This window comes from Pedobacter nutrimenti (assembly GCF_032678445.1).
Taxonomy (GTDB): Bacteria; Bacteroidota; Bacteroidia; order Sphingobacteriales; family Sphingobacteriaceae; genus Pedobacter; species Pedobacter nutrimenti_A.
In genome coordinates this window covers 254,664-267,638 of sequence record NZ_JAVTSQ010000004.1, presented here as the reverse complement: position 1 = coordinate 267,638, position 12,975 = coordinate 254,664, and the positions used below count along the sequence as shown (strand labels likewise).

11 protein-coding genes are annotated in these 12,975 nt (G+C 38.8%); 5 read left to right on the top strand and 6 right to left on the bottom strand.

Going from position 1 to position 12,975, the window contains the following annotated elements; all coding sequences use genetic code 11:
* The first annotated feature begins 14 nt into the window (after positions 1-14).
* Positions 15-1,073, top strand: coding sequence for an alpha/beta fold hydrolase (gene metX / locus R2S08_RS08670; protein ID WP_316834786.1), 1,059 nt, complete (start codon positions 15-17; stop codon positions 1,071-1,073).
* Positions 1,074-2,315 carry a homoserine dehydrogenase gene (locus R2S08_RS08665; protein WP_199075310.1) on the top strand — a complete coding sequence of 414 codons (1,242 nt, stop codon included), beginning with the start codon at positions 1,074-1,076 and terminating at the stop codon, positions 2,313-2,315.
* A gap of 80 nt (positions 2,316-2,395) precedes the next feature.
* Here R2S08_RS08665 and R2S08_RS08660 read toward each other — a convergent pair whose 3' ends face one another.
* From R2S08_RS08660 to R2S08_RS08650, 3 genes are all read right to left on the bottom strand, one after another.
* Positions 2,396-3,727 carry a dihydrolipoamide acetyltransferase family protein gene (locus tag R2S08_RS08660; protein ID WP_316834785.1) on the bottom strand — a complete coding sequence of 444 codons (1,332 nt, stop codon included), beginning with the start codon at positions 3,725-3,727 and terminating at the stop codon, positions 2,396-2,398.
* 123 nt (positions 3,728-3,850) lie between these two features.
* The gene (locus R2S08_RS08655) at positions 3,851-5,101 is read right to left on the bottom strand and encodes a competence/damage-inducible protein A (protein WP_316834784.1); all 1,251 of its coding nucleotides are present in this window, start codon (positions 5,099-5,101) and stop codon (positions 3,851-3,853) included.
* Positions 5,102-5,113: 12 nt separating this feature from the next.
* Positions 5,114-7,753, bottom strand: a complete 2,640-nt coding sequence (locus R2S08_RS08650) for a putative LPS assembly protein LptD (protein WP_316834783.1) — start codon at positions 7,751-7,753, stop codon at positions 5,114-5,116.
* Between the two features lie 56 nt (positions 7,754-7,809).
* On the opposite strand from R2S08_RS08650, the gene R2S08_RS08645 reads away from it, so the two are divergent.
* From R2S08_RS08645 to R2S08_RS08635, 3 genes are read left to right on the top strand one after another with little or no spacing between them, the layout of a single operon-like run.
* Positions 7,810-8,688, top strand: a complete 879-nt coding sequence (locus tag R2S08_RS08645; protein ID WP_410479518.1) for an N-acetylmuramoyl-L-alanine amidase family protein — start codon at positions 7,810-7,812, stop codon at positions 8,686-8,688.
* A gap of 32 nt (positions 8,689-8,720) precedes the next feature.
* Positions 8,721-9,566, top strand: coding sequence for an N-acetylmuramoyl-L-alanine amidase (locus R2S08_RS08640; protein ID WP_316834781.1), 846 nt, complete (start codon positions 8,721-8,723; stop codon positions 9,564-9,566).
* 15 nt (positions 9,567-9,581) lie between these two features.
* Entirely contained in the window at positions 9,582-10,535 is a 954-nt protein-coding gene (locus R2S08_RS08635; protein ID WP_133779801.1) for an MlaD family protein, read from the top strand.
* 75 nt (positions 10,536-10,610) lie between these two features.
* On the opposite strand, the gene R2S08_RS08630 is transcribed toward R2S08_RS08635, so the two are convergent.
* The 3 genes from R2S08_RS08630 to R2S08_RS08620 form a co-directional block, all read right to left on the bottom strand.
* Positions 10,611-11,522, bottom strand: a complete 912-nt coding sequence (locus tag R2S08_RS08630; protein WP_316834780.1) for a ribonuclease Z — start codon at positions 11,520-11,522, stop codon at positions 10,611-10,613.
* Complete coding sequence (locus R2S08_RS08625; protein WP_316834779.1) at positions 11,522-11,911, bottom strand: STAS domain-containing protein; 390 nt, start codon at positions 11,909-11,911, stop codon at positions 11,522-11,524. The genes R2S08_RS08630 and R2S08_RS08625 overlap by 1 nt, the downstream gene beginning before the upstream one ends.
* Positions 11,912-12,003: 92 nt before the next feature.
* Positions 12,004-12,954 (bottom strand): phosphoribosylaminoimidazolesuccinocarboxamide synthase, encoded by a 951-nt coding sequence (locus tag R2S08_RS08620; RefSeq protein ID WP_316834778.1) that lies wholly within the window; start codon positions 12,952-12,954, stop codon positions 12,004-12,006.
* Positions 12,955-12,975: the final 21 nt, after the last annotated feature.

Genomic DNA, 12,975 nt, shown 5'->3' with positions numbered 1-12,975 from the left:
ACAAACAAAACAAAATGAGTACGACGAACACCTATAATTATACAAAGCTTTTTAAACTGGAGAGTGGTAAAAAGCTCCGCGGTTTACAGATCGCCTATCATACTTACGGCAAATTAAATGCAAAGAAAGATAATGTGATCTGGGCTTGCCATGCCCTTACTGCGAATGCAGATGTGCTGGACTGGTGGAAAGGTTTATTTGGAAGTAACGCACTATTTAATCCTGAAGAACACTTTATAGTTTGTGCAAATGTAATCGGCTCTCATTACGGCACTACAAACCCTTTAAGTACCAATCCTGCAACCGGCCGGCCCTATTATCTGGCCTTTCCGGAATTTACCATACGGGATTTCGTAAAAGCTCACCAGCTTCTGGCTGATCATCTGGGAATTCATGAACTGAAAGTACTGATTGGTGGTTCATTGGGTGGACAGCAAGCATTGGAGTGGGCAATTTCAGAACCTAATAAAATAGAAAACCTGATCCTTGTAGCTACCAATGCCGTGCATTCTCCATGGGGAATCGCCTTTAATGAAAGTCAGCGCCTGGCCATTAGTGCAGACCGTACTTTTTATGCACAGCAGCCAGAAGGTGGACTAAAAGGCCTCAAAGTAGCAAGAAGTATTGCTTTATTGTCTTACAGGACTTATGATGCATACGCTTCTACTCAATTAGAAAGCGTAAATGACAAAACAACTGGCTTCAGGGCCTCTTCTTACCAAAACTATCAGGGAGAAAAACTTTGTAAACGTTTCAATGCCTATAGTTACTGGTACCTGAGCAAAGCCATGGACAGCCATAATGTTGGCCGTGGCAGAAAGAGCATTACCGATGCCTTAAATGATGTAAAGGCAAATACACTGGTTATTGGTGTAGAAAATGATGTACTGTTTCCGATCAATGAACAGAAGTTCCTTGGCGACCATATTAAAGGAGCAGAGTTTCATAGCATCAATTCAGCATATGGCCATGATGGCTTTTTAATAGAGACCGATACTTTAACAAATGTTATTGGCAATTTTTTAAAAGAAAGTATAAATAAAAAAATAATTAAACTACATAAAACAGCATAGATGAGTAAGAAGCTTAAAATTGGATTATTTGGTTTTGGAGTGGTTGGACAGGGACTGCACGACATTATTAAAGGACAAGACCTTAATCTGGAAATTATAAAGATTGCCATTAAAAACCCGGACAAAAAAAGGAATCTGGATGCCCGCCTGTTTACAACAGACCATAATGAATTACTGGACAATCCGGAAATCAATACTATAGTTGAATTAATTGATGATGCAGAAGTTGCTTTCAATATTGTAAAGAGAGCCTTAACCTCCGGAAAACACGTCGTTTCAGCCAATAAAAAAATGATTGCCAATAATCTGGCGGAACTGGTTGAACTACAGGAAAAATATGGTGCATCTTTATTGTATGAAGGTGCTGTATGTGGAAGTATTCCAATCATCAGAAACCTGGAAGAATATTATGACAATGAATTACTACATGGCATCAGTGGTATTTTCAATGGCTCTTCTAACTATATCCTGTCTAAGATCTTTAATGAAGGATTGGATTACAACGTTGCTTTAAAGCAAGCTCAGGATCTTGGTTTCGCTGAAACCGATCCTATTCTGGACGTAGGAGGTTATGATCCTAAGTTTAAACTGGCCATTGCCACAGCACATGCTTATGGTTTATTCATTGATCCGGATAAAATCTTAAATGTGGGTATTCAGCACCTTTCTGCCAATGACATTAATTACGCAAGGGAAAAGAATTTCAAGATAAAATTAGTGCCTACAGCAAGAAAGATCAGCACACGCCAGATCATTACTTATGTATTGCCAAAATTTGTAAAGTCTGACGATTTCCTGTTTAACGTAGAGAATGAATACAACGGAGTAACTGTACAGGCAGCATTTGCAGATAAACAATTCTTTTTTGGCAAGGGAGCTGGTGGTCATCCTACCGGTGCTGCGGTCTTGTCGGATATTGCTGCTTTACGTTATGGTTATAAGTACGAATATAAAAAGTACAACCAGCACAATGGTTTAAGCCACACAGATAATGTAAATATAGAAGTCTATATCCGTTATGTACATGAATACACTATCGAAAAGCTGAAAATCGAAAATATTGTGGAACGTTTCTCACGCGAGGATTATAAATATGTCATCGGAAGTGTGAGTCTTAAAGATTTATTAGCAAACAGAGAATTGCTACAGCAAAAAGACATCTTTATTGCACATACAGGAAAATACAACTATACAGAGCAGCAAATCAAAGCTGTTGCTGAAGAAGAAGCCGCTGTGCATTAAGTTAATTACATTTTTAGTTTTTGTTTTGATAAAAAAAAGGCCCTTCACACATGAAGGGCCTTTTTGATTATGGCTATTTCTTATATTTCACGGTTCACGTCCCAGTTTTCCAGATAATCAGCAACGCGTCTCACAAATGAACCACCTAATGCACCGTCTACAACTCTATGGTCATAGGATAAGGATAAGAACATCATATGACGGATCGCAATCACATCACCAAATTCCGTTTCCAATACGGCAGGTTTCTTTTTAATCGCACCTACGGCCAATATGGCAACCTGAGGCTGGTTAATAATGGGCGTACCCATTACATTACCGAATGAACCAACATTGGTTAAAGTAAATGTTCCATTTTGAGTTTCATCTGGTTTCAGCTTTGAAATACGCGCACGATTGGCCAGATCATTTACAGATTTAGTTAATCCAACCAGGTTCAGCTGGTCCGCATTTTTGATCACAGGAACGATAAGGTTACCGCTTGGAAGAGCGGCTGCCATTCCAATATTAATATCTCTTTTTTTAATGATCTGATTTCCGTTAACGGTTACATTGATCATCGGAAAATCTTTAATGGCCTTAGCTACAGCTTCTACAAAAATTGGTGTAAAAGTGATCTTTTCGTTCTCCCGTTTTTCAAAATTCTTTTTCACTTTTTCTCTCCAGAGTACCATATTGGTCACATCCGCCTCCACAAAGGAGGTAACGTGAGGTGAAGTTTGTTTACTCATCACCATATGCTCTGCGATAAGTTTGCGCATCCTGTCCATTTCCAGGATCTCGTCGCCGCCACTCACACTATTCACCGCTGCAGGTGCAGGTTTAGCCGCTGTAACTGCAGGTGTAATTTCAGTTTTTGATAAAGGAACTGCTGGTGCAGAAGTCTGCTGCTGTACACCACCTCTATTGGTTTGAATATAGTTTAACAGGTCGTCTTTTGTTAAACGCCCGTCAGCACCGCTGCCTTTAATTGTATTTAATTCATCGAGGCTAATGTTTTCCTGTGAGGCTATGCTCTTCACAAGAGGAGAATAAAAACGATCAGAACTTTGGTAATCAACAACCGAAGGTGCAGATGGTAATTGTTCTGTTCCCGGAATATTCTCTATTATCTCTTCTTGAGTATCTTCTGCAATTTTTTCTTCTGCCGGGGAAGATGCAACTGCAGCAGTATCGGTTTCGATAATAGCAATAACTGCACCCACCTGTACAACCTCATCCTCCTTAAACAACTGTTTAACCAGTTTACCTGCAACTGGCGACGGTACCTCTGAATCTACTTTATCGGTAGCAATTTCCAATATTGTGTCATCCAGCTGTATCATATCACCGGGTTGTTTAACCCATTTAATAATGGTTGCTTCTGCAACGCTCTCCCCCATTTTGGGTAACAGTAATTCGTATTGAGCCATTTTGGTTTACAGTAAATTTAAAATTCGGTATCCGCTGCAAAAGTAAATCTTTTTGAACACTTAATGATAGTTAACTTTGAATTCAATCTCATTTATTCTACAAATCAGACCCAATGCAGACTTTTATTTGGAAGATTCTGCCTTTACCCGAGTAAACAGCATGTTCAATGCTGCAATGGCAGACCGCTCTATATTTTGCGCCCGTTTATTTCCAAAATTGAAAACTTTAGCCTCTGCACCATTCTTACTTGCCACTGCAATCCATACGGTACCAACCGGTTTATCGGGCGTACCTCCATCAGGACCAGCTATGCCACTCACAGCAACAGCATAATCCGTTTTAAAGTGTTTTACAGCTCCTTCAGCCATTTCTTTTACGGTCTGCTCACTCACCGCTCCAAAATCATTTAAGGTTGTTTTCTGAACTCCTAGTACAGATTCCTTTAATTCATAAGAATAGGTAACTGCGCCCCCCTCATATACCTTTGAACAACCGGGGTGTTGGGTAATCAGATGAGCAATATAACCGCCAGTACAACTTTCTGCTGTGGATAAGGTAAGTTTCTTAGCCTCCATAAGATCAAGCAAAGCTTTTTCCAAGGGTACGTCCTCATCAATAACAACAAAAGGCTTAACTTTTTGTATAATCAGATCAGCATAATGATCAACCTCATGTTTTAAAGCCGATTCATTTTCCCCTGAAGCACTAAGTCTTAAGCGAACCTGTCCTAATCTCGGCAAATAGGCCAGTTTAATCGCGGCTGGAAGGCTATCCTCTATCTCTTCTATCTCCTGCGCCAGAAAAGACTCCCCTATGTTGGCTGTTAAAATTGTTTTATGGTAGATCACCGGCAATTTAAACGATTTCTTTAACCTGGGAAGGATTTCATCCTCCATTAAATACATCATCTCAAAAGGTACACCAGGCATAGACACAAATATGTCTCCATGATCTTCAAACCACATACAGGGTGCAGTTCCATTTTTATTTTTGATCACCGTACAACCATCCGGAACATCAGCCTGCTTTCTGTTCACTTCCAGCATAGGCCGTTTAAACCGCTCAAAAATACCTTCCACATGCTTTAAGGTTTCTTCATCTCTTCTGAAACCCATTTTAAAATACCTGGCCAGTGTTATTTTAGTAATATCATCTTTTGTAGGCCCTAAGCCCCCTGTAATCAGGATAATCTGAGCTCTTTTCCTTGCTTCGTCCAGCGCTTCAATAATATGATCTACATCATCTGAAACAGAAGTAATTTGTTTCACTTTAATCCCGATCAGATTAAGCTGCTTCGCCATCCATGCAGAATTCGTATCAACGATTTGCCCGATAAGGATTTCGTCGCCTATAGTAATAATTTCAGCTAACATAGTTGATGATGATTAGTTATTGTAGTATGAACTTGCCTGTTTACTTAATTTTAAATCTTGAAGAATAGATGCTTTAACTTTCAGCGTCATCTGATACATTTTAAAAGCACCAAATGGCACCCATGTAAAGTGAAGATCCCAGCAATGAAGATCCCTGTAAATGGTAAAAGTAGTTAATGCAAGCTTATTGGTTTGGAAGTTATAACCAGATTCGTAAGTAACTTTCCATTTATTGGTTGGACTAAAATCCCCCCTGAAAGTCAAATTACTATTCCTTGTTGGTGTATTTCCAGCATCATCGGTATTGTAATTGAAGGAATAAGAAAAGGAAAGATTCCATGGCACATTAAAATCGACAAAAGCATTTGGATCCCTGCTGATCGCAGCAAGCGCATTGGCTTGTTCTGGTGTAATGCCTTTAATCTGCGAAGCCTGGTTTAACTTATCCATATTATCCTGCCTTTTTTGAAAAGTGGTTGGATTAAAGCTATAGTCAAAAGAAAAACCAAACTGCGTAAGACGAGGCAGTTGTGCATTTGACCAGGTATATTTATCCTGTAATATTTTTTTTCCGGTATTCAATGTGTCCGGCATCGTTGCATAAGGAGAAAAGGAGCCACTAAAATTGATACCGATTTTTTCCGTAAACTGCGACCTTCCAGAAAAGGAAATATTGGAAAGTTTAAACGCCGGTCGTAAGAAATCATAACCACTCGAGAAATTCAACCCCTGAATGATTGGAATTTTCTTGGTTCCCGTTCCGGTTGTATCTTTGGGGTTAGCCACCTTTAATTCAACATCGTTATTCAAACTGAATCCCATCGTGGCCGACTTCGCTCCTGAAGACCCCGAAAATCGGGAGCCCTGAAAAATGGAGTAGGTCCTGTTTTGTTTGTATATCGGATCATAAACATTCGTTCCATCCTGATAGAGCAAATCCTTCATGCCGCTTGAATTTGCCGGCGTATAGCTCATGCTCACGCTAGGCGTCATCACATGTCTTATGGCTTGTATTTTTCCAAGATTTTTAAACTGCGCGGTATTGTAGATCTTAGTTGAAGCACTAAACGAGATCGGCTTAATCACCCCAAAACGCTTAAATCCAGCTATAGTATCATATACCAGCGAATCTGAACGGTTAATGATCTTCAGCATCGTTTGACGATAAGTCTGAAAATTCCACTGCTCCGTATAACCAGAACTGATGCTCAGGTTGAAATATTTAGCCAATGTAAAAGGCAGAGAAGCCGTCATGTCATGGCTCATACCACTTTGAAATTTCTTGAAAGCATCTGGCTTAAACAACTCACTTTCGGTCGTATTAATCGTATTTGAAGCCTGCATGGCATAACCAACATTCAGTTTTTGATACCATTTTTGCTCACCTACCCTCGTCTTGGAATCAAAAGGATTGAAACTCTGAACGTTAAAGGTGAAACTCGGCGCAGTTAAACTGATTGTTTTGGCTTGTAACTCCTGGCTGGAACTTAAAGTAACGTTGTAATTATACCAAGTACCGGTTTTACCATAATTGACCGAGGATGCCAAAGCATTTCTTGAGATCCCTCCTGGATTATAATTTCCATTATTCCTGGAATTTACAAAATAAGATCCTGTACCCGCATCCACATGTGCACTGAAGGTAGTTCCCGGATTTGCATTTGGATTTTGTGAATGTGACCAATAAATATGAAAATCCTTGTTGGCAGAATTGCTTATCGTTCCCTCTACCCCTTGTTTGGTACTGGTATAACTCAGGTTAATACTTCCGTTATACTTATACCGCTTCATATAATTGGTATACGTATTTAAAACATACGATCCCCTGGTATAGATCGTTCCCAGGATTTTGGCATCCCAGTAATCACTGATCCCTATATAATATCCTCCGTCCCTTAAAAAGAAACCAAGCGTCCCGTCTTCACCAATATTTGGTACAATAACCCCGGATGATTTTTTATTGGGTTTTGGAAAAAAGGCAAAAGGAAGCGCCAATGGCAAAGGGATATCTTCAATTTCCAGATATACCGGCCCGGTAATTACCTGATTCTTGGTTACAATACCCTTGGTAATAAAAAACCCAAAATGGGGATGAGGCAGGTTACATGTACTATAGATCATGTTCTTAACATGAATCTCATCATCCGGTTGCTTTTTACTCTGCCCTCCGGAGAAAAAGCCGCCCTCCTGCTCCGTAAAGGTATTGAATATAGTCCCCTTACCCGATTTTGTATTATAATATAGAGAATCGGCAATGGACGAACCGTCTTTATCCATTTTAATAATGGGTTTTCCTATGTATTTTCCTTTAGCATCCTTACGTCCACTGGCAAAAACAACATTGGTTTTAGAGTTATAACGAATGTAATCCGCATCCAGCTCAAAGGTCTGATAAATAACACGAGCCTTACCATACAGGTAGATAATACTCTTGTCTTTGCTATATTTTGTAGAGTCCTGAGCCGAATATTCTATTTTTGAATCAACGTCTTTATTATTTTTAACTTTATTTTTTGTGGTATCTCTTTTCGTTGTATCGGTCTGCTGGCGCACCTGGAAGGCTGAAAAACCGGAAAAAGCAGCAGCACTACTACTGGCGACAGACAGTAAAAGAATGGAATTAAATAAAATGATGTGGCGTAAAAGTTTCAAATTCGTCTGTGAATGTTATTTTTGCATTAATGTTTAATCCAAAACGTCCAAAATTAATGAAAAATATAGCATTGGTTAGACCAAATGTAATATTGATCGCATTTATTTCTATATTTATCATCACATCAACTGGCTATCAAGCCTTTACGCAAGATTATAAAATAAAAACTATCGTTATCGATGCAGGTCACGGAGGTAAAGACGGGAGTACGAGAGGTCTTTATTCCACAGAGAAAGATGTAGCTTTAAAAACTGCTTTACGGCTTGGAAAAGCGATAGAGCAAAGCTTACCAGATGTTAAAGTGGTCTATACCAGATCTGAAGATGTCTTTATTCCGCTATATGATAGAATTGGCCTTGCCAATAAAGTTAAGGCCGACCTTTTCATTTCCATACATTGCAACGACATGCCGGTATACAGATCTAGTGTAGTTACTGGTTATAGAAAAGGAAAAAGGGGCAAGAAGATTCCGATCACAGAAACAGTAAGCAGAAAAAGCACCTCAACACGAGGTACAGAAACCTTCGTTTCAGGTATGGGACGAATGAACGAACAGGACGAAGTGATCAAAAGGGAGAACGAAGCCATATTGTTAGAGGATAACTATAAAGAAAACTATGAAGGTTTTGATCCGAACAATCCAGAGAACTACATCATTCTATCCCTGATGAAAAATGCATATCGTACCCAAAGTCTTAAACTCGCAAAAATGGTCCAGGATCAATATATTAATGTGGGACGTATAGACCGTGGTGTACAAGAAAAGAGCCTTGCCGTTTTAGCACGCGCCGGGATGCCTGCAATTCTGACCGAAATTGGTTTTATCAGTAACCCAACTGAAGAAGATTATATGAATTCAGAAGCTGGCCAGATTGAAATTACCAATTGTCTGTTAAAGGCAATACAAAATTATAAGGCTTCTGTTGAGCGTTAATTCACTCATCAATTAAAAAAAGCAAATTAGAAATGAGCCAACGCGTAAAGACATCTATAGTTCTTTTAGTATCACTTATCTATACCTCTGTTGCTTTTTCTCAAAGTCATTATAAAGTTAGGACCATCGTGATTGATGCCGGTCATGGTGGCCGCAAGCCTGGTGCCAGAGGTGCCATTTCTTATGAGAAGGATATCGCTTTAGAAGTCGCCTTAAAATTGGGGAAAAAATTTGAAGAAGATATGCCTGGAGTAAAAGTACTCTACACCAGAAAGAAAGATGTAGATGTAGACTTCTATAAAAGGGCTGAAATTGCAAATGACGCCAAGGCCGATATCTTTATTTCTATCCACTGCAATTCAATGCCAGATCATCGTGTCATTACAGGGTACAGCAAGAAACGTGGAAAAAAAGTGCCCATATACAAATCATCTAAAAATACATCAACCAGAGGAACAGAAACCTTTGTGGCAGGTATGCACCGGATCAATGAACAAGATGTGGCGATCCGGGAAAATGCCGATATTAAGCTTGAAAAGAACTATAAACAAAATTATGATGGATATGATCCCGGTGATCCCGAAACATTTATTATATTATCTTTGTTTAAAAATAAGTTCAGGGATAAAAGTATGGAACTGGCCAAATTGATCCAGCACAATTATTCCAAAGTTGACCATAGACTAAGCAGAGGAATAAAAGAGCAGGGTATTTTGATTTTACAAAGATGCGGCATGCCGGCGGTTTTGACAGAAATTGGTTTTATAAGCAACCCGGAAGAGGAACGTTATATGAATTCGGCGAAAGGACAGGCAGAAATTGTACATTCCATATTCAATGCTGTTAAAACTTATAAGAAAGAAAACGAATTAAATTAAGTAAACAATACATACGTGAAGATAGCAAACGAAACCAAAGTAGGCATACTGGCTGCCTTTTCCATAGCCTTACTCATTATCGGCTACAATTTCCTAAAGGGGAATGCAATATTTTCTAATGAAACTGTTCTTTATGCGAGATATTCACGTGTTGATGGGCTTAATGTGTCTAAACCAGTTCTGATCAATGGTTACCAGATTGGCCGGGTAGATAAATTACAACTCCAGCCTGATGGATCAATCCTGGCAACACTAAAGATTAAAGGTAAATATGAAATCCCTACAAACAGTATTGCCCGTTTGGAAAGCACAGATCTTTTGGGAAGCAAAGCTATCGTAATGGCACTTGGAAACGGAAAAATTTACGCTAAAGATGGAGATACCTTAAATGCCAATGTAGAAAAGAATTTGATGGAGGCCGTACAACCAGTACAAAAAAAGGCCGAACTTATTATTAATAAAATGGACTCCATTTTAACAAGCGTAAATGCAATCATGAACCCAGACTTCCAAAAGAATGTCAATAAAAGTTTCAATAGCATTGCAGCTACTTTAGGCTCTCTGGAAAACACCTCTAAAAAAGTAGATAACCTGGTGGGATCCGAAGGATCAAGAATTTCTGCAATTCTGGCCAATGTAGAAGCCATATCCAGCAACTTTAAAAACAACAACCAGCAAATCAATGCCATTATGACCAATCTCCACAGCGTGACAGATCAGGTTGCTGCAGCTAACTTTAAACAAACGGTAGACAATGCGAATAAGGCCATGCTCGAACTTCAAGGTGTAGTCAGTAAAATTAACAATGGCAATGGTAGCCTTGGCTTGTTAATCAATGACACCAAAATGTACGACAATTTAAATAATGCTTCCAAAAATCTAGACAATCTGTTGATTGACCTTAAAGAAAATCCTAAACGTTATGTACACTTCTCTGTATTTGGCGGAGGAAATAAAAAAGACAAATAACCTTCAACAATAAGATCATAAAAAAAGGAGTGTCACTAGGTGTGACACTCCTTTTTTTATGAGGTATAAACAACACTAAATCGTATAAGTATTTCCCTCTATAGCCAGTTCTGTATGTTCAAAAACACTAAGCGCTTCTTCCAGCAGTGGCTGAAGTACTTTATATCTTGAAGAAAAATGCCCAATAAGCAATTTCTCCACCCCTGCTTCTGCAGCAATCTGACCAGCCTGCAAAGCGGTCGTATGATGTGTTTGATTTGCCCGATCCAACATTTCCTGCAAGAACGTAGACTCATGATACAACATGGTACAGCCTTTAATCTGTTCCATATAAGTTCCATCTGCTAAAGTATCCGAGCAATAACAATAGCTTTTAGGTGCATCAGAATCCAGGGTATAATCTTTGTTAAGAAAAACCCTTCCATCAGGTAAATTTAAATCAATTCCCCTTTTCAATAAAGGAAAATACTCATGCGGAATATTATCCTCTTCAAGCTTATCAATGATTAATTTTCGTAGTCTTTTCTTTTGCTTAAACTGATATCCCGTACAAGGTATCCTGTGATTCAAAATAATGGTCTCTACTGTTAAATCATTATTTTCGAATATTTTCACTGAGGTATCAGCCTCAACAGCAGTAAATTCAATAGGATAACGGATTACCGTTTCCGAATATTTAAACTGCAATTCCAGAATTTCCAATAAAGGCTGAGGGCCAAAAATTACAATAGGTTTTACCCTTCCATTCAAATGCATGCTAGACAGCAAGCCAATTAAACCGAAATAATGATCGCCATGTAAATGACTGATAAACACATAGTCAATTTTACTTGCCTTTATGCCATATCGAATCAATTGCTGTTGCGTACCTTCACCACAATCAATTAAATAAAATTTCTCATTGCAATTTAAAAGCTGTGCTGTTGGATTCCGGTTGTAAACAGGGGTTGCAGAACTGCTTCCTAAAATGGTAACTTCAAACTTCATTAATCCTTCTGATCAAAACTTCCCAATAACTCTTTCTCTATCTCTTCCATGAAGATCAGGTCTGTAGCTTCATCAAGTTTTGAAACAATATTCAGCGATTGATTTAAATTTGAAATCTCTATAATCTGCGCAATCTGTTGGTTAATACCCGTTACAATAAACAAGCCGTTTGCATTTTTGCAAAGCCTGTCTCCCACCAGTAAACTACTTAAATCCTGGCAATCTGTACACTCTTCAACCATGGACAAGTCCAGCACAATATTGCAATATCCTTCTGCGTTCAATAAAATAAACTCAGACTTCAACTTTGGCGTTATCTCATTACTGAATTTTACTTCATTTAATGAAATAACGACATACTTTTCATGTTTATCTATCGAAAACTTCATAGTATTGGTTTTTATATGATACGAAAATAATATTTTTATTCGTATTTGTTTCTAATCTACTTAATATTAATCTATTACCTGAAAATCCGAAATTAACCCAGAAGCCGTTCTATGCAAGCAGAAACATTCTGCTCAATCCTTACAACTACGTTTTCAGCCTCGTTTTTCACAAATTTATCTCCGGTGATTTGTTCGTACAACTCGATATAACGCTCAGAGATCGACTCCACAATTGCAGGTGTCATTTCTGGCACAGACTGTCCGTCTTTTCCCTGGAAACCATTTTCAATCAGCCACCTTCTAACAAACTCCTTAGAAAGCTGTTTTTGAGCCTCTCCGCTATTTTGTCTTTCCTGATAACCATCAGCATAGAAATAACGCGAGGAATCTGGTGTATGGATCTCATCAATTAAATAGATGGTGTCTCCAACTTTACCAAACTCATACTTCGTATCCACCAGGATTAATCCGCGTTCTGCAGCCATTTCCGTTCCCCGCTGATATAAAGCCCTGGTGTAATTCTCCAAAGCATCATAATCAGTAATAGACACAATTCCTTTAGAAAGAATATCTTCTCTGGAAATATCTTCATCATGCCCAACAGACGCCTTTGTAGTTGGTGTAATAATCGGTTCAGGCAGTTTGTCGTTTTCTTTCAAACCTTCGGGCAAAGAAACACCGCACACACTTCTTTTTCCTGCACTATATTCTCTCCAGGCATGTCCGGCAAGGTATCCTCTGATCACCATCTCCACTTTAAACGGCTCACAGATCCTTCCCACAGTAACCATCTCATCCGGAACTTCAACGACCCAGTTAGGTACAATATCTTTTGTTCCAGATAAAAACTTAGCAGCGATCTGATTTAAGACCTGCCCTTTAAAAGGAATCGCTTCAGGCAATACCACATCAAATGCAGAGATCCTGTCTGTAACCACCATTGCCATAAAACGTTCGTCTATGGTATACACATCTCTCACCTTACCTTTATAGAAGCTGGTTTGCTTTGGAAAATTAAATTTTGTTTCTTTTATTGCTTTCATGGTTATGCAAATCGCATATGT

Bases quoted from the DNA above. Each gene is read 5' to 3' on its own strand.
- metX (WP_316834786.1), top strand. From the start codon at position 15: ATGAGTACGACGAACACCTATAATTATACAAAGCTTTTTAAACTGGAG.
- R2S08_RS08665 (WP_199075310.1), top strand. From the start codon at position 1,074: ATGAGTAAGAAGCTTAAAATTGGATTATTTGGTTTTGGAGTGGTTGGA.
- R2S08_RS08660 (WP_316834785.1), bottom strand. From the start codon at position 3,727: ATGGCTCAATACGAATTACTGTTACCCAAAATGGGGGAGAGCGTTGCA.
- R2S08_RS08655 (WP_316834784.1), bottom strand. From the start codon at position 5,101: ATGTTAGCTGAAATTATTACTATAGGCGACGAAATCCTTATCGGGCAA.
- R2S08_RS08645 (WP_410479518.1), top strand. From the start codon at position 7,810: ATGAAAAATATAGCATTGGTTAGACCAAATGTAATATTGATCGCATTT.
- R2S08_RS08640 (WP_316834781.1), top strand. From the start codon at position 8,721: ATGAGCCAACGCGTAAAGACATCTATAGTTCTTTTAGTATCACTTATC.
- R2S08_RS08630 (WP_316834780.1), bottom strand. From the start codon at position 11,522: ATGAAGTTTGAAGTTACCATTTTAGGAAGCAGTTCTGCAACCCCTGTT.
- R2S08_RS08625 (WP_316834779.1), bottom strand. From the start codon at position 11,911: ATGAAGTTTTCGATAGATAAACATGAAAAGTATGTCGTTATTTCATTA.
- R2S08_RS08620 (WP_316834778.1), bottom strand. From the start codon at position 12,954: ATGAAAGCAATAAAAGAAACAAAATTTAATTTTCCAAAGCAAACCAGC.